This is a genomic window from Saccharopolyspora sp. NFXS83 (assembly GCF_026241095.1).
GTDB lineage: Bacteria > Actinomycetota > Actinomycetes > Mycobacteriales > Pseudonocardiaceae > Saccharopolyspora_C.
In genome coordinates, this window is the sequence record NZ_JAPFGB010000001.1 from 461,208 (window position 1) to 486,291 (window position 25,084).

A 25,084-nucleotide genomic window follows, 5' to 3' on the forward strand; every position below is an offset into this window, starting at 1 on the left:
CTCAATGTAGGCCAGACCGGGCGGTCGTCCCGCCCGATCCGTACCGGGTGTCGAGCAGGCCGCGACACCAACCGGCATTGCCCTCGATGCTGACGCGGGTCGTGCGCGCGAACCGCAGCCGGGCCGAGAGGCCCTCGACGGGCACGGCGGCACCGTGCTCGTCGATCAGCAGCAGCGCGTCCGGCCCGGACGGCAGTCCGAGCTGGTCCCGGCGCCTGCGCAACCGGTCCAGCGCCGCGCTCGGCCGGAGGCCGCCGAGCCGGACCTCGACCAGGTCGTCCAGCTCGGTGCCCGCGCGGAGCAGCTGCTGGGCGACCTGTTCCTGGTAGGCCAGGTGCGCCTTGCGCAGGAACGTGCGGCGCAGCTCGTCGAGCTCGCCCGCGGCCAGGCCAGGGAACGCCGCGTCGAAGCCGTCACCGGCCGCGACCCCCGCGTTGATCTCCTCGGAGGCGAAGTGGTCCAGCAACCGGACCCGCACCCGCCGGACGCCGGGCAGCTCGGCCACCGCGTCGTGCGCGTCGGCGACCATCAAATAGGCGAAGTTCGGCGCGCAGAAGTACGTGGGCAGCCGCAGGTCGACGTGCACCTCGTCGTCGTCGATCTCCGTCCTGGCCACGAAGTCCAGCTCGGTGACGGGCTGGTCGAGCTCCGGGTCGAGCACGGTGCCCAGCGCCCGCCACACCTCGGTTTCCAGGCTCACGGCGGTGGTCATGACGACATCGCCTCCTTGTTCAGCTCCGAGGCGACCGGCTCGCGCCCGGCCGGGACCTCCGGTTCGGCGGCGCGCATCTCGGCGGGCACCTCGAGGTCGTAGAGCCGCGCGGCGTTCAAGCCGAGGATCTTGCGCTTGACGTCGGTGGTGAGCACTCCGTACTCGGACTGCATGTCCTCCGGGATCTGGAAGTCGACGAACTGCTCCACCAGCCACTTCGGCGTCCAGATCGCGTAGTCACTGGAGAAGGTGATCCGGTTCTCGTCCAGCCAGAACAGCAGTTCACCGATGATCTGGGCGAAGTAGCGCGGCCGGTGGTGCATGAACGCCATCGCCACCGCCAGTCCGCCGTAGACGTTGGGTTCCTGGGTCGCGATCCAGCAGAAGTCCTCCAGCCGCGGCAGGCCCACGTGCTCCACGATGAAGTTCAGCTCGGGGAACGCCGAGGCCACCTCGTCGACGTCGGCGACGTCGAAGGCGTCCCGGTTGAGCGGGTAGATCGTCGGTCCCTTGTGGATGTGGATGTTGCGGATGCCCAGTTCCTGGCACTTCTCCAGGTACCGGTAGGCCCACGGGTCGGTCAGCTTCCAGCCCTTCGACTCGCCCTTCCACTCGGCGGTGTAGAGCTTCGTCCCCTTGAGCTGCCACCGTTCGGCCAGCCGTTCCAGCGCGCCCAGCCCGGCTTCGCCGTCGCGCGGATCCCAGCCGCCGTTGACGATGAACTTGTCCGGGTGCTTCTCCGCGAGCGCGCCGTCCTGCTCGGTGGTGTTGAAGCCGTTGACGAAGAAGTCGGTGAGGTAGGTCGGCTGGAAGATGGCCTTGTCGACGTGCCCGACTTCGAACAGGTCGTGGAGGATCTTCTCCTCGCTCTGCTTCTGGAACTGCTCGTGGGTCCACAGCTCGGATTCGGGGCTGAGGTTGCGGTGGTAGTCGTAGAAGCAGTTCAGGAAGCCTTCGCCGTAGCGGTTGGCCTGGTTGGCCGGGGTCCCGTCCCACGCGTGGATGTGGCTGTCGACGATGAAGTACTTGGTGCCGTCTTTTTCGTACATGGCGAGCCTCCGTGGCGGGACGGGTCAGGGAACGAGGATGGCGCGGCCACCGGGAATGCGTCCGGCGTCGAGGTCGTCGAGGGCGTCCAGCGCGGCGTCGAGCGGGTAGGTGCGGGTGCGCAGCGAGACCTTCCCCTGCGCGGTCAGCGTCATCAGTTCGTCGAGGTCGTTGTAGGAGCCGACGAGGTTGCCGATCACGTTGATCTCGCGGGAGATGATGTCGATGGTCGGCACGTCGACCCGCCCGCCGTAGCCGATGACGAAGTACGAGCCGGCGTCCCTGGTCATGGCGATTCCGTCGGCTTCGGTGCCGTTCTCGCCGACGAAGTCGAGGACCACGTGAGCGCCCTTGCCGCCGGTGATGTCCCGGACGGCGTCGACGTGGTTCCCGTCGGCGGCCACGGTGTGGTGCGCGCCGAGTCGCGCGGCGAGTTCGAGCGCCTCGGGCGACCGGTCGACCACGGTGATCTCGGCCGGGCTCAGCGCCACGAGCGACTGCAACCCGATGTGGCCGAGCCCGCCCGCGCCGATCATGACCACGTGCGCGCCGGGGTGCAGCAGCGGCACCGCCTTGCGCACCGCGTGGTAGGCGGTGAGCCCGGCGTCGGCCAGCGCGGCCACTTCGGCGGGCACGAGCCCGTCGTCGAGCTTGACCACCGAGCGGGCGTTGGTGCGCAGCAGCTCCGCCATCCCGCCGTCGGTGTCGATGCCGGGGAACAGCGAGTTCTCGCAGTGCACGTCGTCCCCGCTGCGGCACGCCCGGCACAGTCCGCAGGTGACCAGCGGGTGCAGGATGACCTTGTCGCCGGGGCGCACGTTGCTGACCGCGGCGCCGACCTCGCGGACGGTTCCGGCGTTCTCGTGGCCGATGACGTAGGGCAGCGCGACGCCGCTCTTGTCGGCCCACTGGCCTTCGATGATGTGCAGGTCGGTGCGGCACACACCTGCCGCGCCGACTTCGACCAGCACGTCCAGCGGTTCCCGCACGACCGGATCGGGGACCGATTCGACCGCGGGTCTCTCGCCGTATGCGTGCACTCTGACGGCTCGCACGAGGGACTCCTCTCCGTTGAGCTGTGTCCTGCTTCACAGCGTGGACGGAGCGTCCAGGAGCCGGAAAGAGCCGTTGTCAGATGCTGATAACGGCAGGTCCGCGACCTGGCGGACCAAGGGCCTTGAGCGGTTCAGCGGAGTCGGTGGCGGCCGAACGCCGCGCGCGGGCCGACGCCGGCGGAGGTCGGCGCCGGCGTGCGCTCCGAGCTGTGCCGGGAGTGGGCCACGGGGACACTCCGGGCATGGGCGAGATCGGCTGGAAGGTGCGCATCGGGCACGACGAGCTGGTGGTGCGGCGCCGTTACGAACTGCTCGGCATCGGCAACGACATGCTCGTCGCGCTCTGGTTCATCGCGGGCAGCGTGCTGTTCTTCCACGACTACACCGCGACGGCGGGCACCTGGATGTTCCTGCTGGGCAGCATCGAGCTGGCGATCCGCCCGGCGCTGCGGCTGTCCAGGCACCTGCACCTGCGCCGTTTCGGGCCCGCGGTGCCCCACGAGTCGTCCCAGGAGTTCTGAACGGTCGCGGGCACCTCGCTCACAGGTAGCAGGCGCTGACGTAGCCGGTGATGCGGGTGCGGCGGTCGAGCAGCTGCCACCAGGTGTCGTCGCGCGCCCCGCCGGGGCAGGTGACGTGCTCGCCGACGACCTGGCGGCGCAGCCGCACCTGGTCGCCGGGGTTGCCGACGCCGAGCACGACCGACGAGGTGCCCGGACCGGCCCGCAGGTTGACGCCGGGCGTCCGGAAGTCCCCGTAGCGGTCCACCCCGGCCTCCCGGCTCAGTTCGGCGAGCCGATGGCCGAATTCGAACACGAAGTGCGCCACACCGGTCGCCAGGCCGTTCATCGGCAGCACGAGTGCGGCCACCCCGGCGAGCACGGCATTCCGGATCGTGTGCATGAGTTCCCCCTGACTCCCGCAGCCAGGTCGAACACCCCCGGCCGGGAGTTCGCGAATAGATCGTTCCGACGTTTCCCCGTAGCCGAATCAATCGAACGCTCCTCCCATTTTATCTGCTGCGACCCCTTCGTCGGGAGTGTCCGATCGAGTGCATCGATGAATGCTCGATCTCGTGTGGAACTCTGAAAAGAATTCGCGGCCGGATTACGGTGCGCGATGCGGATACCCACTTCAGTGCCCACGACGTGCCGATGTGGTGGAAGGGGTTCAGCGGTGCGTGACGGCGTCGCGGGGGAGTCCGGTGGATAGGATCCGCGGCGTGCGGAACTCCGTTCGTCGCGGGACGGCAACCGAACCGGAGGAATCGATGACCGATGTGGACCTGTGGGACGGCCTCGCGGTGCGGCCGGGTTTGTGCCGGGAGTGCCGCCACCCGTCGTTGAACCGCACGCGACACGGCGTCACGTACATGCGGTGCACCCGAGCCGGATGGGATGAGCGGATTCCACGCTATCCGGGACTTCCGGTAGCGGAGTGCGTCGGATTCGAGCCCCGCGCTAGGCCATGAGGACTACGCCACCGGGAACCGGCGATTCTGGCTGGTATTCCGGTGATTCGCCGGCATTCCGCCGTGCTGACCTGGTGGAACATTCGGAAGAGGTCTCGGCGGACGGGTGCCGGGGCGCCCGCGTGGACGCCCCGGCACCAGCGGGTCCGCCGGTCATCCCTTCTCGGCGCCGATCCCGGTCAGCGAGCGGACCTCCATCTCGGCCTGCCGCTCGCGGTCGCCGGTCTCCTCGCTGAACAGCGTGCCGATCGCGGCGAACAGGAAGGAGATCGGGATCGACACGATGCCCGGATTGCGCAGCGGGAACAGCGCGAAGTCCGCACCGGGGAAGATCGAGTCGGGCGATCCGGACACGACGGGCGAGAGCAGCACCAGCAGCAGGCAGGACACCAGTCCGCTGTAGATCCCCCACAACGTGCCCGCGGTGTTGAACCGCCGCCAGAACAGCGAGTACAGCAAGGTGGACAGGTTCGCCGAGGCCGCGAAGGCGAACGCCAGTCCCACCAGGAAGGCGATGTTCTGGCCGTTGACGGCGATGCCGCCCGCGATGGACAGGCCGCCGATCGCCAGCGCCGTGTACCGCGCGACCCGCACGACCTGGCCGGAGTCGACGTCGCCGTCGCGGATCATGTTGGCGTAGATGTCGTGGGCGAACGAGGCCGAGGCGGTCAAGGTGAGCCCGGCGACGACGGCCAGGATCGTCGCGAACGCGACGGCGGCCACGATGCCGAGCAGCAGCGTGCCGCCGACCTGGTAGGCGAGCAGCGGTGCCGCGGAGTTCTCCCCGCCGGGGGCGTCGAGGATGGCCGGCGTGCCGACGAGCGCCGCCGCGCCGTAACCGATGATCAGGGTGCACAGGTAGAACAGCGACATCGTCCACACTGCCCACACGACCGAGCGACGCGCCTCCTTGGCGTTCGGGACGGTGTAGAAGCGCATCAGGACGTGCGGCAGGCCGCCCACACCGAGCACCAGGGCCAGCGACAGCGAGACGAAGTCCAGCCTGGTCATCGAGGACAGTCCGTACTGCACGCCCGGCGCGAAGATCTCCCGGCCGTTCGGGTTGTTCTCGGCCGCGTAGGTCAGCAGCTTGGAGATGTCGTAGCTGAACTTGCCGATCAGGAAGATCGTCAGCAGGCCTACGCACACGAACAGCAGGGCCGCCTTGACGATCTGCACCCACGTGGTGCCCTTCATACCGCCGACCAGCACGTACAGCACCATGATCACGCCGACGACGGCGATCACGATGGCCTGGCCGCCGGCGTCGTGCACGTTGAGCAGCAGCGCGATGAGTCCGCCCGCACCGGCCATCTGGGCGATCATGTAGACGAAGGTGATCGCGAGCGTGGAGATCGCGGCAGCGGCTCGCACCGGGCGACGGCGCATCCGGAAGCTGAGCACGTCGCCCATCGTGAACCGGCCGGTGTTGCGCATCCGCTCGGCGATGAGCAGCAGGTTGATCAGCCAGGCGACCAGGAATCCGATGGAGTACAGGAAGCCGTCGTAGCCGTGCACCGCGATGGCTCCGGCGATGCCGAGGAACGAGGCGGCGGACAGGAAGTCGCCGGACAGGGCGATGCCGTTCTGCGCTCCGGTGAACGAGCCGCCCGCGGCGAAGTAGTCGTTCGTGGTGCTGCGGCTGCTGCCGCGGTAGACGACGAACAGGGTGATCAGCACGAACGCGGCGAAGATGCCGGTGTTGACCGCGGGGCCCGCGGCGGGCAGCAGCGATCCGCCAGGGGCGTCCCGGGCGAGGGCGGTGAGCGAGTGGTTCACAGGCGCTCGCCACCCACGTCCGGGACGGCCTGGGCCGCGTCCACTTCGGCGCGGAGCTCGTCGATCCGGGGGTCCACGAAGCGTTCGGAGAACCGGACGTAAGCGGTGGTGATGAGCACTGTGGACAGGAATTGCCCGAGGCCCAGCAGCAAGCCGATGTTGATCTCGCCGAACACGGGGGTCGCCATGAACTCGGTCCGGTAGGCGGCCAGGAGCACGTATCCGAGATACCAGAGCAGGAATAACGCGGTCATCGGAAATACGAACGTGATCACCTTGCGGCGGAGCGCGTGGAATTCGGAGCTCGCCGCGATGGCCCGGTAATCCGGCCCGCTTCGCAGCGCGGGGTCGGTGCTGCGCTCGATTCCCGCGAAGGGTTTCGGCGTTTTCCTCCTGGCGCGGTGCTGCGGATACGCGCGTATCGCTGTTTGAGTAGCGTCGCTCATGCTTCCTTCCCGGAAGTTCTACGTTCGGGTCGGTTGAACTCGGGGGACCCGGTGGATGCGATGTCGAAGCTTTGCGGCGGCGAAGTTAACCACTCCTCCACTGCAATTGAAAAGAGATGTCACCACACAGGATGACGAGTCGATCACTTAGTGTGACTTTTGCCGCGCGTGCGCGGTCCTCGTGACACGACAGGTTGGACTTCGACCGCTCGGCCGCGAGTGCCGGTGAAGGTTTTCGGTCGGCGTCGTCAGGCCTCGCAGCAGCCCGATCCTGCTTCCGCGCAGTGAAAAATTCCTCGTTCTGGGACTGCCGGAGCAACCTTCGGCGCACTTGACGTGCGGTGTTCGCTGGAGCGGATTGAGCCCAAAACGCCCTCCGCTGTTTCCGGGGGGCGGGGTTTATAGTGCAGGCACCGAAAGCAGACCGTCTCCTCTTCCTTCGCCCCGGTTAGGTGTCCGTGTCCGGAATGCCGCCAGTCCCGGCACAGCTAGTAGCGATCGGTTCGGTAACGCTCGGTCTCGCTGGAGCCGCCGTACCGATACGGTCCTGTGCTGGAAGTACGCCCCGCCGACTGCGAGCCTGCCCGCCGCCGGACCGTTTTCCACCCGACAACCCAGACGACGATTGCGGGATCACACGCATGCGCCGTTCCCCGACGCCAAGATCACTCGAGAGAGCTCACCCGCTGAGCCCGGCCGGTCGGCCGACGCCGGGGTGGTGCTCGTGACGGCGCCCAATCCTGCGCGCAGGCGAGTCGCGTTACGCCAATGGCGGAACTGGAGCCTGCCGGTCAAGTTCGCCGCGGTCGTGCTGGTGCCCGTGATCTTCGCGGTCGGTCTCGGCGTCTCCCAGATCCGCTGGCAGGTCGAGCAGGCCAACGAGTACGAGCGCGTCTCCCGCGTCCTCGACAGCGCGCAGCAGGTCGAGCCGCTCGTGGCCGCGCTGCAGAACGAGCGCAACGCCGCCGTCCTGACCAACAACGCCGCCGAGCTCGACCGCCAGATCGCCGAGGTCGACAAGGCGTTCGCCGCCGTGGACGAAGAAATCGGTCACGGGGCCGGGCACGGTGCCGACGAGTTCGGCCGGGTCGTCGAAGACCGCCACGACGAGGTGCACGCCGCCCTCGACAAGCTCAAGGGCGCGCGCGAAGCGGTCCGGCGCGAATCGCTGTCGACTCCGGACACCATCACCGCCTACAGCACGGCGATCACCACGGTGCTGTCCCTGGACCGCGCGCTGACGAGCACCGTGTCCGAACCGACGCTGGCCAGCACCGCATCGGCGCTGCAGGACATGCTCGCCATGATGGAAGAGGTCCGGCTCCAGCAGTCCTGGGTGCTCAGCGGACTCTCTCAGGGGCAGCTCGCGCCGCAGTCCGTCGACGCGCTGCAGGGATCCCGCGCGCGGCTGATCTCCAAGATCGCGGACGCGCGCGCCACGGTCGCCCGGCATTGGCAGGAGCGGCTGGACCAGACGACCCAGGGTCCCGAGATCGTGCAGCGCAACACGATGCTCACGCAGATCCTGATGGCCGGCATGAGCGGTGGCCCGTTCCCCGCCACCCCGGAGCAGTGGAACGGCATCTCCGACCAGGTCGTCATGCTCATCGACGACGGGCACAACGACCTCGCCGACGAGGTCCGCGCCGGAGCCGCCACGCTGCGCGAAGACGCCGGCAACGCGGCGGGCTGGGACTCGGCGATGCTGCTGGCGTCGCTGCTGGTCGCCGCCGCGGTCATCACCGCGATCACCCGGCAGTTGCTCGGCTCGCTGCGCACGCTGCGCCACGGTGCGCTCGACGCCGCCCAGCACGAACTGCCGGAAGCGGTCGCGGGCATCCGGGCCGGTGAAGAGGTCTCCGACCTCCCGCCGCTGCCGGTGCAGACCACGGAGGAGGTCGGGCAGGTCGCCCGCGCATTCGACGAGGTGCAGCGCCAGGCGCTGCGGCTCGCCGCCGAGCAGGCCTCGCTGCGGCACGGCTACAGCGAGTCGTTCGTCGGCGTCTCCCGCCGGAGCCAGGGCCTGCTGGAGCGCCAGCTCCGCCTGTTCGAGCAGCTGGAGCAGGACGAAGAGGACCCGGACCAGCTGTCCAGGCTGTTCCAGCTGGACCACTTGGCGACCCGGATGCGCCGCAACAACGAGAACCTGATGGTGCTCTCCGGCAGCGACCTGGCGCGGCGGTTCGTCCGGCCCACCGAGCTGGGCGACATGCTCCGCGCCGCCGTCTCCGAGATCGAGCAGTACCCGCGGGTGATCGTGCAGCCGCCGCCGCAGGTGCGGCTGTTGGGCCACGCGGCCAGCGACCTGGTGCGGCTGATGGCCGAGCTGATGGACAACGCCGCGAACTTCTCCGCGCCGGACACCTCGGTCACCGTCTCCAGCTACCAGGCCGGCGACGGGTCGATCACCGTGGACGTGCTCGACGAGGGCATCGGCATGGGCGACCAGGAGCTCGCCGCGGCGAACGAGCGGTTGTCCAGGGTCGACGAGAACGACCTGGCCACCTCGCGCCGGATGGGCCTGTTCGTCGTGAGCCGGCTGGCGTTGCGCCACGGCGTCAACGTGCGGCTGCACGGCGGGCCCGATGTGGACGGCGTGCGGGCCACTGTGGTCGTGCCCGCCGAGCACGTCGTCGCCGGTGCCCCCGCGGCAGCGCCCACCCCGGCGATGGGCGGGCAGCGCAACGGAGTGGCGCACCACGACCTGCCGACCTCCGGCTCGTTCGCGACCGGTCCGCACTCGGCCGAGTCGTTCAGCGACGCCGCGTCGCAGCAGTCCGACGACACCGGGTTCGTGTGGAGCACCAGCGGCGGGGACTCCGGTTTCAGCACCGGTGAAACCGGTTTCAGCACGGCTGAGACCGGCTTCGGCACCGGTGGGACGGGCTTCGACACGGCGGCCGAAACCGGTTTCAGCACGGCGGAATCCGGCGACTCCGGGTCGAACACGTTCAACACCGGATTCCTCACCGCGGCCGGTGACGGCCTGACCAGTTCCCCGCTGCCCAAGCGGGAACCGGCCGCCGGGCTGGTGGGGCCCCCGCAGCGCGAGGACTCCGCGTCGAGCGAGCCCGCGGGCAGCCTGTTCACGCCGATGGAGATCCCGGAGCAGGACCAGGGCGACTCCCACGACTTCTCCTCGGACTGGACCTCGTCGGACCTGGCGTGGCCGCCGGCGATCGAGGACCGGCCCGCGTCGGACGACGGACCGTCGCCGATCTTCGAAGAGGTCTCCACCCAGTGGTTCCAGCCGATCGAGGGCGAAGAGGAATCCGCGGGCGGCGCGCAGGACTGGCCCGGTGACGACGAGCAGGCGACGTCCATCATGGACAGCGGGTCCTGGTCGTTCACCGCGGATTCCACCGAGGAGGCCGAGGCGGAGGCCGCGGCGGCCGAGGGCGGTTCCGGGGTCGCGGAATCCGGCCTGCCGCGCCGCGAGCCCCGCGACCAGTCGGCCGTGCACGTCGATGCGAACGATCCTCTTGGCATCGGAGATCTGGACGAACCGGGTCCCGATCAGGTGGACTCGACCGGCGGGACGGTGACGATCGACGCCGCCGCGGCGGGCGTTCCCGCCGATCGCAGCCCGCAGGAGCTGAGCCGCAGACTGGCCGACCTGCAAGGTGGTCTGCGATTCGGGAGGAAGGGCCCCATGACGTCGTCGCAGGACAATGCCGCGTCCGGACCCTCCACCGGGGAGCAGGAAGCGACGTTGGGTGGCGGGAGTTCCAGCTGGATCGCGGACTCCGCGAGCAACGGCGACTCGGCACCGGCGAACGGCAACGGCAACGGCAACGGGGGCTGGAGCTTCGCCACCGACGAGTCGTGGAAGCAGGTCGAGGCGGCGACGACCTCGAACCCCACGTCGTTCACCGACTCCGGCCTGCCCCGGCGCACCCCGAAGGCCCAGTTGGCTCCGGGCAGCGCGGGCACCGGTCCGGCCAGGCCGGAAGGCCAGCGCTTCGAGCGGGACGCGAGCGCGTTGCGCGGCAGGTTGTCCAGTTTCCAGTCGGGTGTCGAGCGCGGCAGGCATCGGCTGCCGGACGAATCGTAGGAGGACGCATGCGTTGCTCGGCTGCGGATGAGCCTCGACGTCAGAAGGAGTTCTAGCCAGGCCACTGAGGGCGCGGGAAGACCGCGTCCGGTTCCACCGATTCGGCAACATGGAGTCGTCCGGACCGACATCGGCGATTCCACGACCACAAGCCAGGAGGTTGCATGACTCCCCAGGAGACGATGTCCCGGCGGTTCGGGTGGCTGGTCACGGACTTCACCCAGCGGGTCGCCGGTGTGGCGCACGCGATCGTGGTGTCCGCCGATGGGCTGCTGCTGACCGCTTCGTCCAACCTGCCCCAGGATCGCGCGGAGCAGCTCGCCGCGGTCTCGTCCGGACTGCTCAGCCTCACCAACGGGGCCGCGAAGTGCTTCGAGGCCGGTGAGGTCACCGAGACCATCGTGGAGATGCAGTACGGCACGCTGATCCAGATGGGCATCAGCGACGGGTCCTGCATGACGGCGTTGGCCGCGCCGCAGTGCGACATGGGCCTGATCGCGTACGAGATGGCCATGCTGGTGGAGCGCGTCGGGCAGATCCTCACCCCGGAGTTGCGGCACCAGCTGCAGGGCGCGAGAAATCCGTTCTCCCGCCCGGCCGCGGTGAGGTGACCCGATGAGCGAGTCGGGGTTCGGCGAGCAGGACCGAAGACGGGACGAGCCGGACGCGAGCAGCTTCGCCGACGTGATGAACGGATTCACCTTCGACAGCGGCCGGGGAAGGCGTGGCCGCCGGAAGAAGGGGGATCCGGTGGACGAACCGGCCGCCGAGCAGGACGCGGGACAGCAGGGGGATGCGGGCGCGTCGCAGCCCCCGCCCGCCTACCCGCACGCTCGGCGTCCGACGGCTCGGCCGCCCGCGGACGTGTTCGACGGGCGGGATCCGTTCGACGCACCGGATCTGGAGTGGGAGACGCAGGCGCCGTCGTACCGAGACCCGGACGAAGGCTGGGGGGAGCATGCGGATTTCGATTCGCGGGCCGGGGGTTCGGCTCCGTGGAACGTCGGGGCACCTACCCGGGGAAGGTCCGAGCGGCCGGCCCCGGGAAGGCCCGAGTGGGGGGGAGGGAACCCGGTGAGCGGACAGTCCAGGGGGGCGTTCGATGCTCCGGTCCCAGCACCGGAACCGTCGGCGGACGCCCCCGCGGCCATTCGCTCGTACACCTGGACCGGCGGTCGGACCAGGTCGAACTACGAGTTGCAGATGGAGACGCTCGTGTCCACGAGCGAGGCCTTCCGGCCTGGCTCGGCGGGGCGGATGGAACACGAGTCGATCGCCGAACTGTGCCGGCATCCCAGGTCGGTAGCCGAAGTCGGAGCGCTGCTTTCCGTTCCGATCGGGGTGGCTAGGGTGTTGCTGGCCGACATGGCGGAACTGGGGATGGTGACCGTGCACCAGACGGTCACCGAAAGCGGTAGCGCACCACACCTGTTGTTGATGGAAAGGGTATTGAGTGGACTCCGTCGGCTTTAGAGCTCCCCAAGGAGGCGCTCGGGGGCCGGTTGCCCCCCAGCGCGGTGCCACCACCTCGGCGAAGATCGTCGTCGCGGGCGGCTTCGGTGTCGGGAAGACGACGTTCGTCGGTTCCGTTTCCGAGATCGTCCCGCTGACCACCGAGGCGGTGATGACGGAGGCCAGCGCGGGCGTGGACGACCTCGCGGCCACACCGGACAAGAGAAGTACGACGGTCGCGATGGACTTCGGCCGCATCTCGCTCGATTCGGACCTGATCCTGTACCTGTTCGGCACGCCCGGGCAGCAGCGCTTCTGGTTCATGTGGGATGACCTGGTCAAAGGCGCGATCGGCGCGGTCGTGCTGGTCGACACCCGCAGGCTGGCGGATTCGTTCTCCGCTGTGGACTTCTTCGAGGATCGCGGCTTGCCGTACTTGATCGCGGTGAACTGCTTCAACGGCGATCTGCAGCACCGCATGGAGGAGATCCGGGAGGCGATGGCGATCGGGCCGCACGTGCCGATCGGGCCGTGCGACGCCCGGGACCAGCAGTCCACGAAGCAGGCGCTGATCGCCTTGGTGCAGCACGCGATGCGGCACTGGCAGCAGCAGGGCGGCCAGCAGCCGCCGAGGTGAGCCCGCCCCCGGCCGACCGGTTTTCCCGCCGGCGGCCGGGAATTCCGGTGGACGGGTTCACCGGTGGTCGCGGCACAACTGAAGATCCTCCTGGCGAGCGCGCCGTTGGAGCGGTTTTTCCGCTCAGCGGCGCGCTCGCCGTTGTGCGGAGCGTTCCTGCGGTGCCGCGCGGGGACGTGCGTCCTGAGCCCGCACGGGAGGAATCAGGCGGCTCTGCGCGCGTCCTCCCGGCGCTCGCCCGCCCGCGTCCGGTGCGCCGGTGGTCGGCGGTGTCGCCCGTGAGGACGGGAAAGCCGTGGTGCCGCAGGAGGTTCCGCCTCGCCAGGACGGAGACGTGAGCGTCGCCGGGGGGACTGTCCACCATGGCTAGTGGATCTTCGATCCGGCCGGGACGCGGACCGATCCGGACGGTCTCGGCGGCCGGTGCGCGCGCGGGGGTGCCGCCGAACGCCGTGATCGCGTTTTCGCTGCCATAGTCGAACTTTTCAAGGGATCCGGTCCGGATTCGGGCTGGTTAACGCACTTGTGCAATACCGTCCGTTGTGGACGAAAGAGCGGGAATCGGCGGCTGTTCCGCGCTCGGATATTCACCCAATTGAAAGAGTGCGCGCATCGTTATCGGGCGGCTAGCATTCTTTAATAGCGGCCCGTGGTCGTTACTTCCACTTCTTAAGATCATCTGAACCAGCACGATCGGCTGTCCACCCAAGATCTTCTTTGGGGGGTGTGCCGCGCTGTGCCAGTTGGTTTTCCGCTTCATGCAAGGAGATTCGGCGAAAGGTGGCCACTGTGGACTTCGACGCGCTCTTTCATTCGCACTTGGCGGCGATTCGAGCCAGCGTCCGTGCGGGGTTTCGCTTCCGGCACCTGCCCACCGGGCAGGAAGACGAGTTCGTGCTGCAAGGGTTCCGCGTGGAGAACGGGGTGATGGACACGTTCCTCACCTATGCGGCCGACGATGCGGTCGCGGCTCGATATCGGGTCTCGGACCTGGAACTTCCCGATCCTCCCGCGTTGTGGCGCCGCGACGGGCCGGTGGACGAGGTGGTGCTCGCCTTACTGGCACTGCCTGCGCACGGGGCTCGCGGCTCCCCGATGGCGGCCGGTTTCCCGGTGCACTTCGGCATTCCGCCGCACGCCCACCGGGCCCGGCGGCATCCGGAAACCGAGTCGGATCCGCCTCCGGAGGCGGCTGAACCGTCCGCGCCGCCGGATGGTTCGGCGCCGTCCGACGTGCTGTCCCGCATTCCGCGGCCCCGTGCCGGTGGCTGCGTCCCGAATCCGGGGACACCGCGCGGTTCCCGCTTCCCCGGAGGTGGGCGATGAACGGCAAGAAGCATCTGCCGATGGCCTGGCACTTCGAACGGGTCTCCTCGCGGGAGGCCTACACGTTCCGCTGGGGGCGCGGCTCCGGAATGATCACCGTGCACCGCGGGGACGCGCGCGGTTCGCACAGCGACGACAACATGGTCGACTGCGTGCCGGTCGGCATCGACTGGATCGACGATCAGGACGTTCGGGTGCAGGCCCGCAAATGGCTCAGGGCGAACGCGGGACGTGGCGTGCGCTGAGTGCGCCACCCGTCGGGATCCGCATTCCGGCGTGCGGCGTTCGCGTCGAATTCACCGAACGCCATTTCAACCCCGGAATCGGGGAGTCGGTTTCGAAGCGCATTCATCCGGGCCCGCTCCTGCCCAGGTGCGGTGGTCCTGAGCGTCGAACCGGCGGGGGCGGTGGCGGAAACCGGATCGTTCCGGGATGCGCCGATGTCGCGAGGTGCGCGGCGGGACCGGCGGTGCGTTCAACGGGCGAGGGGGGCGCGGGGCCGTCCGGCCCGAGCGCGCTGCGGCGATCGTGGTAGCGGCGGCATCCGCTCGGCGCGGTCGCCGAGCTCGGACCTTTTCGGCTGGTGCGGGGCGCCCCGGAATTTCGGCGGACGTTACACGGACGACCCCGGTCGGCAAAGCGCCGTGCGTAGACCTGACCGGGAGGCGTTCGTTCCCCCACGCGCGGGTCGAGCAGGTGGACCCGGCAGAACAGGAGGTGTGCGGTGAACGTCCTGCTGCACGCGCCCGCTGCGGAACTGCCCGCGGAATGGTCCTGGTGCGCGGATTGCGCGGGCACCGGGCTGGTCCAGGCCGAGTCGGCCGAGCCGCCGCCCGTCGAGGAGGAGTGCTGGTCCTGCCGCGGCCTCGGCGTCGGTGCCTGGCACATCCTCTGAAGCGAGCTCCGGCCGGCGTCGTCGGCCGGAGCTCGTGCGGGCCTCCCGCATCCCCCAGTGGTGGGCCCGTGGCCACCCGGATTCCCCGCCGCGTCCGTTCTCGTCCGACGGGACGAACCGCGCGTAGCCGCCGGATACCCGTTCGCCTGACAGCGATGGTCCTCTACCGTGGGATGGTGGTTCCCGGACGGGAAGGAGGCCGTGGGTGGCGACGCAGCGGGTCCCGCCGGACATGTTCCGCTTCGCGGTCGGTGCTCAGGCCGAGGCGTACTCCGCGATCCTCCACGCGTTCGGCGAGGCCAACGAGAACTGGGAGACGGCGCTCGGCGTCGACGACATCCGGAGCCGGTTGCGGTCCGCGGGCTGGTTCGACGCGCTCACCGACGAAGACCTGGCGGAGCGGCTGAAGAAGCTCGCCGAATGGGGACTGCTCGACGTCGTCCAGAACCACGCGGAGAACTACCGCACCGCCACCGAGTACGAGCGGCGGAACCTGCACTACTCGCTGACGAAGACCGGTGAGGCCGCCTACGCGGGGGTGCGCCACGCGCTCGCGGTGCTCAGCGGGACGGGCGCGTTGCAGACCGCGGTGCTCGACGCGATCGCGGACCGGCTCGCCGAGCTCGCCGGGCTGCTCGACGACCCCGGTTCGGCGGATCGGCGGCTGTTCAGCGCGGTGCGGGAAGTGGAAGGGCACCTGGAGGCCCTGCGCACCGGCACCACGCGCTTCAACGGGGAACTGCAACGGCTGCTGCGCGCCGAGGGCGCCGACCTGGCGGCGTTCCACGAGGTGAAGGCCGCGACGGTCGCCTACCTGCAGGAGTTCGTGACGAATCTGGACCAGCGGTGCCACGCGGTGGTCGCCGCGTTGAGCAGGGTCGAGGAGCACGGCGTCGAGGAGCTGCACCGCCGCGCGCTGCGGGGCGCGGACCTGCCGCCCACCGCGGGCGAGCACGCGGCGGAGGACTGGCTGCGGCACCGGCGGTCGCGCTGGGACGGCCTCCGCTGCTGGTTCCGGCCCGCGGACGGGAGCACGCCGCGGGTCGACCAGCTGCACACCGTGGCCCGGCGGGCGATCGTGGCGCTGCTGCAAGTGCTGGACCGGATCACCGAGACGCGCCGCCACTCGTCCAGCGCCGCCGCCGATTTCCGGGAACTCGCGCGGTGGTTCGCCACCGCCGACCGGGACGAGGACCTGCACCGGTTGTGGTCGGCGGCGTTCGGGCTCGGTTCCGCGCGCCACGCCCACCTCGCGCACGAGGACCCGGAACTCGTCGCGCCGTCCACGCCGTGGGCGCAGGCGCCGCGGGTGCGGGTGTCGGCCCTGTTGCGCAGCAACGGGCGCACCGAGAAGTTCGCCCGCACCGGGAAGGTGCGGGACGTGTCGGCGGTCGCCGCGCTGCGCGCGAGCCGGGCCAGGCAGGAACGCGCGGAGCTGGAAGCGGCCTGGCAGCGCCTCGCCACCGGCGGCGAGGTCCGGTTGTCCGCGTTCGGCGAGCTGGAACCGGGCGTGTTCGACCGGCTGCTGGACCTGCTGGGGCGGGCGCTGGCCACCCGTGAGGACAGCACCGGGGCGCGCCGGGCCTGCACCGGCGACGGCCGGGTGGAGATCGTGCTGCGCGATCCCGGTGACGCCCGGTCCGCGCAGCTGCGCACCTCGCGGGGGACGTTGCGCGGCGCGGACTACGTGGTGGAAGTGCGGTTGCTCACCGATCCCCCGGACGCGGAGGCGGTGGGATGAGCAACCTGGCGAACCAGCTGGTCATCGCGGAACGCACCGACCTCGCGCGCGGCATCAAGCTGCTGCTGGCCCACCCGCTGATCCGAGCGGACACCGATCCGGACGGCTTCGACCTGGTGCGCCGCCGCAAGGACACGCTCACCGGCTGGTTCGACTACCACTGCGGCTGGGCGCTGGCGGTGGAGCCGCGGCTCGGCTACGCGCGGCTGGCGAAGGTGCGCTCCGATCCCGACTCGTCCCGCCCCGCTCGGCGCAACCGCACCAGCAGGGCACCGTTCGACCGGCGCCGCTACACGCTGTTCTGCGTGGCGGCGGCGGAACTGCTGGGCGGGCCCGCGACGACGATCGGGCTGCTGGCGGACCGGATCGTGCAGGCCACCGCGGCGGACCCGGTGCTGACCGCGTTCGACACGGCGATGCGCTCGGAGCGGATGGCCTTTGTGGACGTGCTGCGAGCGCTGGAGACCTTCGGGGCGCTGGAATCGGTCGACGGCAGCACGGAGAGCTTCGTGGACTCCGCCGAGGCGAAGGTGCTGTACCGGATCGACGCCACGCTGCTGATGCGGTTGCTGTCCGCGCCGAACGGACCGTCGCAGCTGCCCGAGCGGGAGCAGGACGCGGACCCGGACGAGGCGCTCGCCGCGCTGGTCGCCGAATCCCGCTACGGCAACGCCGAACAGGGCGCCTCCGAGGTGCAGCGCAACCTGTGGCTGCGGCATTCGGTGCTGCGCAAGCTGTTCGACGATCCGGTGGTGTACTGGGCGGATCTGACCGGCGCCCAGCACGCCTACGCGACCTCGCCGACGGGGCGCCAGATCATGCGGAAAGCCGCGGAGCAGGGCGGTTTCGTGCTGGAGGAACGCACCGAGGGCATGCTGCTGGTCGATCCGGAGGCGGTGGCCACGGACGCCAAATTCCCGGACGACGCGAACAACGCGAAGGTGGCGGCGCTGCACCTGCTGGACGCGCTAGGGGCTTCCCGCGCCGGGCGCACCGCCGAGCAGCTGCGCGGGGACGCCGAATCGGTGCTGGACCGCTCGCCCGGTGCCGCGCGCACCTACCGCTACTCGGATGGGCCGTCGCGGCTGGTCACCGATGCCGTCGCGGTGCTCGTCGACTTCGGCCTGGCGCGGCGGGACGGGGAGCGGATCGTCGCGCTGCCCGCCGCCGCCCGCTACACGGTCGTGTCCGGTTTTCCCGACTCCGCTGGAGGAAACCCGTCGTGACGGTCTCCGAACCCGCCGAGCCCGCGCCGTCCGCGGGGGCGCGCGCGACGACCTCCCGGTGGCGGCCTTCGCGGGCGGGCATCCTCAACGTGTGGCGCTACTACGACGAGGTCTTCGAGTTCCACAAAGGACGGTTGCTGCTGCGCGGACCGAACGGCACCGGCAAGTCCAAGGCCCTCGAACTGCTGCTGCCGTTCCTGTTCGACGCGAACCTGCGCGCGAACCGCCTGTCCACCTTCGGCAGTTCCGAACGCACCATGCACTGGAACCTGATGGGCGAGGGCGCCGCAGGCGTGACCCGCGTCGGCTACGTGTGGCTGGAATTCCAGGCCGGGGACGGCGAGTGGTTCAGCTGCGGGGCCCGGTTGCAGGCCAGCAGGCACACCTCGACGGTGCACGCCGACTACTTCACCACCGGCCGCCGGATCGGCGTCGACGGCGGGCTCGCGCTGGTCAACGACAGCGGGCAGCCGCTGACGAAAGCCGCGCTCACCGAGGCGCTGGGCGCCGACGGCACGGTGCACCCGACGGCCGCGGACCACCGCGAGGCCGTGCGCGGCGCGTTGTTCCCGGACCTCAGCGAGCAGCGCTTCGAAGCGCTGATCACGGCGTTGTTGCAGCTGCGCACGCCGAAGCTCTCCGAACGGCTCGACCCGAACCTGCTGTCCACCTTGCTGTCGCGGGCGTTGCCGCCGCTGGGCCGCACGGAGATCGCCGAACTCGCCGAGGGCTTCGAACGGCTCGACCGGCAGCGCGAACACCTCACCAGGCTGGACGCGGAGGTGCGGGCGGCGGAGGCCGTCGCCGACCGGCAGCGCACCTACGCGCAGCGGGTGCTGCGCGCGACCGCGGCAGGGGTCCTCTCCGCGACCTCCGAACTGGAGCGGCTCTCCGACGCGGCGAAGGGCAGCGCGGGGCAGCACGAGCAGGCCGTGGCCGACCGGGAGGCGACCGAGGCCGAGAAGACCGAGCTGGCTCAGGACGCCGAACGCACCCAGGCCCGCATCGACGGGCTGGCCGACAGCGAGCGGTACCGGCAGGGCCAGGAACCGGACCGGCTGCACACCGAGGCGACGGCCGCGGTCCGGTTCGCGGCGGGCCTGCGCGATCAGGCCGAACAGCGCGCCGAGCAGGCCGCGCGGGACGCGGAGCGAGCCGAGTCGGCCGAGCACCGCGCCACCTCGGCGTCCGCGGCGGCGCAGCGCGCCGAGCAGGACGCGCGCAGGCACGCCGAGCGCGTCGGCCTGGCCGGGGCGTTCCAGGAGGTCGCGGGCACCGAGGACCGGCAGCGCACCCGGCGGCTGCTGCGCGCCGCCGTGCGCAGCAGGCACGACCTGATCGCCGAGGTCCGCGCCGAACTCGACCGGCACGACGCGGCGGTCGCGGCACGCACGGGCGCGGAGCACGAGCTGGAACAGGCCAGGACCGACCTGGCCGCCGCCACCGACAGGCGCACCGCCGCCGCTGAAGCGCACGACGCCGCCGTGCAGCGCCAGGACGAGCTGGTCCGGACCTGGGCGGCGCGGCTGGCCGAGCTCCCCGTCCCCGGCGCCGACGAGGTCGCCGCGCACGCCGACTGCCGCACCGCGCTGCTGGAACACCTCCGCCCCGGTTATCTCGCCGCCGCCGACGGGCTCGCGCAGCAGCACGCCGCCGGCGTCGCGCGGCGCCAGGAGTGCCGCGACCGGCACGCCGAACTCACCGCGCGGCGCGAGAGCCTGCGGGAACGCGCAGACCTGCCGCCCGCCGCCCCCGCCGCGCGCACCGCCGACCGGGTCGAGCGGCCCGGCGCGCCGCTGTGGCGGCTCGTGGCGTTCCGCAACGGCGTCGCCCCCGGTGTGCAGGCGAAGGTGGAGGCCGCGTTGCAGGCCGCCGGGTTGCTCGACGCCTGGATGAGCCCGGAGGGCGTGCTCGACGTGGACGGGCACGACACGTTCCTCGACCCCGCGCGGCTGCACGCGGTGGACGGGTCGTCGCTCGTGGAGGTGCTGCGGCCCGAATCCGCGGGACCCGTGGACCGCGACCGGATCTGGTCGGTGCTGCACGGGATCGGCTACGGCGCGGAGCGGTTCGACGCCGACGCGGGCGGCAGGCATCGCGGGCCCGAAGCGGACCCGATCGTGGCCGTCGCGCCGGACGGCCGGTGGCGCGTCGCCGGGCTCGCGGGCAGCTCGGACAAGCCCGAAGCGGCCCACGTCGGCGCCGCCGCCCGGGACCGCGCCCGGCGCCGCCGCATCGCCGAACTCGACGGGTGGATCGGCGAGCTCGACGGCGAACTCGCCGAGCTCGACACCACCGCCGAAGCCCTCACCCGGCGCCGGGACGCACTGCACGCCGAGTGGAACGCCGTGCCCGACGACGCGGCGGTGCAGGAGACCCGGCGGGCCGCCGACGTCGCCGAAGCCGAGGTCGCCGCCCGCGACGACGCCGTGAGCAGACGGGCCGCGCAGGTGTCGGAGACGGCGGAAATCGCGCGGCTGAGCGGGAATCGGCTCGCCACCCTCGCCGCAGAACGCGGACTGCCCGCCGACCGGCCCGCGCTGGAGGAGCTGGACACCCGCGTGGAGGGGTTCACCGACTCCGCCGAGGTGTGGCTCGACGCCCGCTTCGAGGCGGACAACGACCGTCGAACCGCCGATACCGCCGCGGACGTGGCGAAACGGGCCGAGGACATCGCGGCGGAACGCCGGTCCGAAGCCGCCGCCGCCGAGCTCGCGGCGCTGCGGCTCACCGAACGCGCCGACGCGGTGCGCGACGCGCTCGACACCGGCCACCAGCAGGCCCTCGACGAGATGGCCCGGCTGCGCGGGCACCTGCTGGATCTCGACGGGCAGCGCGAGCAGGTGTCCGAGCGGCTCGTCGAGATCGCCGGGCGCATCGGCTCGCTGAGCAACCAGCGCGCCGCTGACGCCGACCGCCGGGACGCCGCGCTCGCCGACCGCGACGCCGCCGCCGACAGGCTCCGGGGCCGGGCCGCCGCCGGTTTCGCCGACGACGCGGGCATCGACCTGGACCTGTCCACAACGGACGACGTGACCGCCGCACTGGCCGCGGCCCGCGAGATCGCCGCCACCTGGCCGAAGACGCCGCACAGCACCAAGAACCTCACCGACGCGCTCGGCAGGCTCAACGAGGCCATCTACGACAGCCGCCAAGTCCTGGCCGAACGCGCCGACCTGGAACTGGAACCCGACGACGACGTGCAGGTCTTCGTCGCCACCCTCGACGGGGTCCGGGGCGGCGCGACCGGGCTGCGGGACGCGCTGCACGCCGAACGGGACCGGGCCCGCGACGACATCACCGGCGCCGAACGCGACCTGTTCGACAAGACCCTCACGGGGGACACCCGCAGGCACCTCGCGGCCCGCATCCGCCAAGCCGGGGAACTCGTCGACACCATGAACACCCGGCTCAAACGGGTGCGCACCGCCTCGAAGGTCGCCGTGCAGCTGGTGTGGGATGTCGACCCGAACCTGCCCGCCGGCACCCAGACCGCGCGGGAACTGCTGCTCACCGACCCGGCCCAGCTCACCGGCGCGGACAAGGACGCGCTGCACGACTTCTTCCGGGACCGCATCGACGAGGCCAAGCAGGACAACGCCGCCGCCAGCTGGGAGGGCCAGCTCGCGCAGGTCTTCGACTACACCGCCTGGCACCGGTTCGGCGTGAAGATCGATCGGGCGAACGGGGACGGCTGGCAGCTGCTCACGAAGCGGCTGCACGGCGCGCTCTCCGGCGGGGAGAAGGCCATCGCGCTGCACCTGCCGCTGTTCGCCGCCGTCGCCGCGCACTACCAGGCGGTGCCGGCCGCGCCCCGGTTCATCCTGCTCGACGAGGTGTTCGTGGGCGTGGACGCCACCAACCGCGGGCAGGTGTTCGACCTGCTCACCGCGCTCGACCTGGACCTGGTGCTGACCAGCGACCACGAGTGGTGCACCTACCGGGAACTCGACGGCATCGCGATCCACCAGCTCATCACCGGCGACGGTGACGACGCGGTCACCACCGCCCGCTTCGTCTGGGACGGCCGGGCGCTCGCGGAGCAACGCGGTGCTTCCTGACGGTCTGCGCCGAGCCGAGTTCGCACCGCTGTGGCAAGCGGTGCACGACCGGCTCAGCTCCGGCCTTCCCGTGAACCGGGTGCGGGTCGGGCCGCTGGACCGCGGGCAGCGGGAAGCGCTGGCGGACCTGCTGGGCATGGACCGGCTGCCGCCCGACCACGTCGCGGTGTCGCTGCCGCGGCTGGACGTGCTGCTCGGGCAGATCTGCGGGATGGACGCCCGCGGCATCGTCGAAGAGCTGATCGGCCCGCTGGAGAACCGGGCGCGGCAACGGCAACGCGTCCAGCAGCAGCGCGCGGCGCTGTGGGAGTGGCTCGCCGAGCACCCGGTGGTGGCCGCGCAGCCCGCGCTGCGGGAATGGGTCGAGCAGGTGCGCCGGGGCGGGGTGTTCGGCGGATCTCCCACCGCCACCGGGGAACTGCTCGACGCGGCGCTGCACGTGCTGTCCCGGTTGCCCGCGGCGGGGACGCCGTTGCCCTCGTTCGCCGGGGACGTGCTGGGCGACCCGCACGCCCTGGACGCCGGCAGGCGGGTGTCCGGGCTGGTGCTGCGCGCGCTGGCCGAGGTCTACGGCGTCGCGCTGCCCGCCAGCGCTCAGCAGCGCCGCGACCTGTGGCGGCGGGCCGGGGTCGGCGACGACGAACTGTCCACTGTGGTGCTCACCGCCGGGGTGCAGCCCGTCGGCGGACGGCTGTGCGGCGAGATCATGCGCTCCTGCACCGATTCCGGGCACGCCGCGGTGCTCACCCTGGCCCAGCTGCGGGACGCGGGGCGGATCGTGCTCGGCACGCGGGAGGTGTGGGTGGTGGAGAACCCGAGCGTGCTCGGGCTCGCGCTGCGCCGGTTCGGCCGCACCTGCCCGCCGATGGTGTGCACCTCGGGATGGCCGAACAGCGCCGGGATCCTGCTGCTGCGGCTGCTGTCCGCCGCGGGTGCGACGTTGCGCTACCACGGCGACTTCGACGGCGAAGGCGTGCGCATCGCGGCCTACGTGCTGGCGAAGGCGGGGGCGGTGCCGTGGCGGATGAGCGCGCAGGACTACCTGGCCGCGCTGGACCGGTACCCCTCCGGGCCCGGGGTCGGACGGGTCACCGAGGCTCCGTGGGACGCGGCGCTGGCCGCGGCGTTGCGGGAGAACCGGATCGCCGTCCCGCAGGAGCGCCTCGCCGACGCCCTGCTGGACGAAGCAGCCTGGCGCTCTTCGTGACCGGTGGGGTCTTCGCGCGGTCCGCGCAGGTGGTCGGGCGGCTGGACCTCGGCGTTCTTCTCGCTGCGGGATCACTTCTTCGAGCGGGTTCCCCCCCGCAAGTGCCGTCCTCGTGCGAAGAGCGCTGAGAACCCGCGGGTGGTCGCCTTGCTCCAGGTGGTCGCTGCTCAGCGGTTTCGCCGCTGACGAAGACGGGAACCGAGGTCTGTTGTGCGCGGGCTCGGTGGGGGTCCTGTTCGGGGGTGTGCCACGTCCTCCCGGGCGGGGAGCGGGGCTTCTAGCTTGGGAACTCGGGTCCCGCCCGGTGTGGTCCGCCTGGTGCTGCCGCGGCGTTCTGGGCCGGTGTGCTGCGCGGAGCTTCGCGGGCGTCCCGAATCGGCAAGCTCCACTAGTCCACATTGGACGATGTAGATCGTGAGGTCGTCATGTCCGTTTGGTTCATCACCGGAATTTCTCGTGGTCTCGGCCGGGCGTTGGCCGAGGCCGCGTTGGGCCGGGGGCACACCGTCGTCGGCACCACTCGCAGCGGGGAGTGCGACCTCGCCGTCGCGGACGGCAGGCTGCGCACCGTGGCGCTCGACATCACCGTCCCGGAACACGCCGCCGCGGCCGTCGCGGCAGCGCACGAGTTCGCCGGGCGCATCGACGTCGTCGTGAACAACGCGGGCTACGGCCTGCTCGGCGCCATCGAGGAGACCTCGCCGTCCGAGGCGGAGCACGTGTTCGACGTGAACTTCTTCGGCGCGCTGCGCGTGGTGCGGGCGGCGCTGCCGGTGCTGCGCGAACAGCGCTGCGGGCACGTCGTCAACATCTCGTCCATCGCCGCGCTCGCACCCGGCGGCGGTTCCGGGTTGTACGCGGCGGCGAAGGCTGCGCTCGGCGGCATGTCCGAGGCGTTGGCGCAGGAGGTCGCGCCGCTGGGCATCAAGGTCACCGCCGTCGAACCGGGCCAGTTCCGCACCGACTTCCTCTCCGGGCGCTCGCGGCGCAACACCGCCACCGCCATCGACGACTACGCGGCGACCAGCGGCTCCGTCACGGCCTTGGAGGGCAAGCACGGCAAGCAGTTCGGCGACCCGGCCCGCGCCGCCGAGGTGATCCTCGACGCCGTCGCCGACGCGGAACCGCCGATGCACCTGGTGCTCGGCGCGGACGCGCTCGACCGCACCCGCGCCAACGCGGACCGGCTGCTCGGCGACCTGCGGCGGTGGGAAGGGGCGTCCGCCGCAACGGCTTTCCCGTCCTGACGCTCGGGAAGCCGGACCGCACGCGGCGACCGGCTCGCCGTGCACCCGGTCCGGCTCAGAGCATCGCGAACAGCATCGCGCCCATGCCGATGCTCATCGCGCCGTGGCAGGCCGAGTCGAGTGCGCGGCGGGTCGCGTCCGGATCGGCGGGCGCGCCGGTGGTGTCCGCGGCGTCCAGGGCGTGGCGTGCCGTGTCCACCGCGGTGGAGATCCAGGCCGTCGAGGACAGCACCAGGAACGCCGCGAGCACCGCGGAGATCGCGACGACCGCGCCGGGAGTGGTGTCGGCGGCGGCCGGGGCCGCGAGCACGCCGGAACCGCCACCGGTGCCCATCGAGTGGTGGTGACCGCCACCGGAATCGGAGGCACCGAGCATGAGCAGCGGCATCGTCGCGATCATCCACACCATCGCCGCCGACATCACCGCGTGGTGGCTGTGCGCCAGCCGGGGTGAGCCGTAGCCGTGCGCGCACGGCGTGCGCAGCACCGTCAACGCCGCGAACCACAGAGCGGTCGCCGCGAACAGCACGATCTGCGGGGTGGCGGGCACGCTCATGCCCCACGGCCACACCATCGCGATCATCAGCAGGCTCATCACCAGGTGGCTCACCGAGCTGAGCCGATCGCGCGGCAGCAGCGCCGGCCGGGTGGCGCTGTACGCGCACCACGCCGCCGTCACCGCGAACAGCACCGTCAGGACCCAGCTCAGCAGCAGCGATTCGACCACG

Annotated in this window: 20 protein-coding genes; 13 read left to right on the top strand and 7 right to left on the bottom strand. The window is 71.1% G+C overall.

Annotation, left to right across the window (positions count from 1 at the left end; translation table 11 throughout):
• Nucleotide 1: 1 nt before the first annotated feature.
• Genes OOZ19_RS02310 through OOZ19_RS02320 form a run of 3 tightly spaced genes read right to left on the bottom strand, consistent with a single transcriptional unit; the run spans nt 2 to nt 2,814 of the window.
• Nucleotides 2–712: an iron-sulfur cluster assembly protein gene (locus tag OOZ19_RS02310; protein WP_266087624.1), complete on the bottom strand. Its 711-nt coding sequence runs from the start codon at nt 710–712 to the stop codon at nt 2–4.
• Nucleotides 709–1,761: an amidohydrolase family protein gene (locus OOZ19_RS02315; RefSeq protein WP_266087626.1), complete on the bottom strand. Its 1,053-nt coding sequence runs from the start codon at nt 1,759–1,761 to the stop codon at nt 709–711. Before OOZ19_RS02315 ends, OOZ19_RS02310 begins: the two co-directional genes overlap by 4 nt.
• Nucleotides 1,762–1,785: 24 nt before the next feature.
• A complete protein-coding gene (locus OOZ19_RS02320; protein ID WP_266087628.1) occupies nt 1,786–2,814 on the bottom strand; it encodes an NAD(P)-dependent alcohol dehydrogenase in 1,029 nt (342 codons plus the stop codon).
• 242 nt (nt 2,815–3,056) lie between these two features.
• On the opposite strand from OOZ19_RS02320, the gene OOZ19_RS02325 reads away from it, so the two are divergent.
• Nucleotides 3,057–3,335 carry a YrhK family protein gene (locus tag OOZ19_RS02325; protein WP_266087630.1) on the top strand — a complete coding sequence of 93 codons (279 nt, stop codon included), beginning with the start codon at nt 3,057–3,059 and terminating at the stop codon, nt 3,333–3,335.
• A gap of 19 nt (nt 3,336–3,354) precedes the next feature.
• Here OOZ19_RS02325 and OOZ19_RS02330 read toward each other — a convergent pair whose 3' ends face one another.
• The 3 genes from OOZ19_RS02330 to OOZ19_RS02340 form a co-directional block, all read right to left on the bottom strand.
• Nucleotides 3,355–3,717 carry an SH3 domain-containing protein gene (locus tag OOZ19_RS02330; RefSeq protein ID WP_266087632.1) on the bottom strand — a complete coding sequence of 121 codons (363 nt, stop codon included), beginning with the start codon at nt 3,715–3,717 and terminating at the stop codon, nt 3,355–3,357.
• Between the two features lie 721 nt (nt 3,718–4,438).
• Nucleotides 4,439–6,016 (bottom strand): monocarboxylic acid transporter, encoded by a 1,578-nt coding sequence (locus tag OOZ19_RS02335; RefSeq protein WP_416309384.1) that lies wholly within the window; start codon nt 6,014–6,016, stop codon nt 4,439–4,441.
• A 44-nt stretch (nt 6,017–6,060) separates the two neighbouring features.
• Nucleotides 6,061–6,510, bottom strand: coding sequence for a DUF485 domain-containing protein (locus OOZ19_RS02340; RefSeq protein ID WP_266087634.1), 450 nt, complete (start codon nt 6,508–6,510; stop codon nt 6,061–6,063).
• 724 nt (nt 6,511–7,234) lie between these two features.
• Between OOZ19_RS02340 and OOZ19_RS02345 the strand changes: the two genes are divergently transcribed.
• The 12 genes from OOZ19_RS02345 to OOZ19_RS02400 all read left to right on the top strand — a co-directional run bounded on the left by OOZ19_RS02345 (nt 7,235) and on the right by OOZ19_RS02400 (nt 24,356).
• The gene (locus OOZ19_RS02345) at nt 7,235–10,564 is read left to right on the top strand and encodes a sensor histidine kinase (protein WP_266087636.1); all 3,330 of its coding nucleotides are present in this window, start codon (nt 7,235–7,237) and stop codon (nt 10,562–10,564) included.
• Between the two features lie 164 nt (nt 10,565–10,728).
• Complete coding sequence (locus tag OOZ19_RS02350; RefSeq protein ID WP_266087638.1) at nt 10,729–11,175, top strand: roadblock/LC7 domain-containing protein; 447 nt, start codon at nt 10,729–10,731, stop codon at nt 11,173–11,175.
• 76 nt (nt 11,176–11,251) lie between these two features.
• Complete coding sequence (locus OOZ19_RS02355; protein ID WP_266087774.1) at nt 11,252–12,037, top strand: DUF742 domain-containing protein; 786 nt, start codon at nt 11,252–11,254, stop codon at nt 12,035–12,037.
• A complete protein-coding gene (locus OOZ19_RS02360) occupies nt 12,018–12,653 on the top strand; it encodes a GTP-binding protein (RefSeq protein WP_416309380.1) in 636 nt (211 codons plus the stop codon). The genes OOZ19_RS02355 and OOZ19_RS02360 overlap by 20 nt, the downstream gene beginning before the upstream one ends.
• Before the next feature lie 780 nt (nt 12,654–13,433).
• Nucleotides 13,434–13,979, top strand: a complete 546-nt coding sequence (locus OOZ19_RS02365) for a hypothetical protein (RefSeq protein WP_266087640.1) — start codon at nt 13,434–13,436, stop codon at nt 13,977–13,979.
• Nucleotides 13,976–14,224, top strand: a complete 249-nt coding sequence (locus OOZ19_RS02370) for a hypothetical protein (protein WP_266087642.1) — start codon at nt 13,976–13,978, stop codon at nt 14,222–14,224. The genes OOZ19_RS02365 and OOZ19_RS02370 overlap by 4 nt, the downstream gene beginning before the upstream one ends.
• Nucleotides 14,225–14,703: 479 nt before the next feature.
• Nucleotides 14,704–14,874, top strand: a complete 171-nt coding sequence (locus OOZ19_RS02375) for a hypothetical protein (RefSeq protein WP_266087644.1) — start codon at nt 14,704–14,706, stop codon at nt 14,872–14,874.
• Nucleotides 14,875–15,106: 232 nt separating this feature from the next.
• Nucleotides 15,107–16,615, top strand: a complete 1,509-nt coding sequence (locus OOZ19_RS02380) for a TIGR02677 family protein (RefSeq protein ID WP_266087778.1) — start codon at nt 15,107–15,109, stop codon at nt 16,613–16,615.
• The gene (locus OOZ19_RS02385) at nt 16,612–17,841 is read left to right on the top strand and encodes a TIGR02678 family protein (RefSeq protein WP_266087646.1); all 1,230 of its coding nucleotides are present in this window, start codon (nt 16,612–16,614) and stop codon (nt 17,839–17,841) included. The genes OOZ19_RS02380 and OOZ19_RS02385 overlap by 4 nt, the downstream gene beginning before the upstream one ends.
• Entirely contained in the window at nt 17,838–21,902 is a 4,065-nt protein-coding gene (locus OOZ19_RS02390; protein ID WP_266087648.1) for a TIGR02680 family protein, read from the top strand. The genes OOZ19_RS02385 and OOZ19_RS02390 overlap by 4 nt, the downstream gene beginning before the upstream one ends.
• Nucleotides 21,892–23,109: a TIGR02679 family protein gene (locus OOZ19_RS02395; protein ID WP_266087650.1), complete on the top strand. Its 1,218-nt coding sequence runs from the start codon at nt 21,892–21,894 to the stop codon at nt 23,107–23,109. Before OOZ19_RS02390 ends, OOZ19_RS02395 begins: the two co-directional genes overlap by 11 nt.
• Before the next feature lie 425 nt (nt 23,110–23,534).
• Nucleotides 23,535–24,356 (top strand): oxidoreductase, encoded by an 822-nt coding sequence (locus tag OOZ19_RS02400; RefSeq protein WP_266087652.1) that lies wholly within the window; start codon nt 23,535–23,537, stop codon nt 24,354–24,356.
• Between the two features lie 55 nt (nt 24,357–24,411).
• Here the strand turns inward: OOZ19_RS02400 and OOZ19_RS02405 are convergent, their stop codons facing one another.
• Nucleotides 24,412–25,083, bottom strand: coding sequence for a DUF5134 domain-containing protein (locus OOZ19_RS02405; RefSeq protein WP_266087654.1), 672 nt, complete (start codon nt 25,081–25,083; stop codon nt 24,412–24,414).
• Nucleotide 25,084 lies beyond the last annotated feature (1 nt).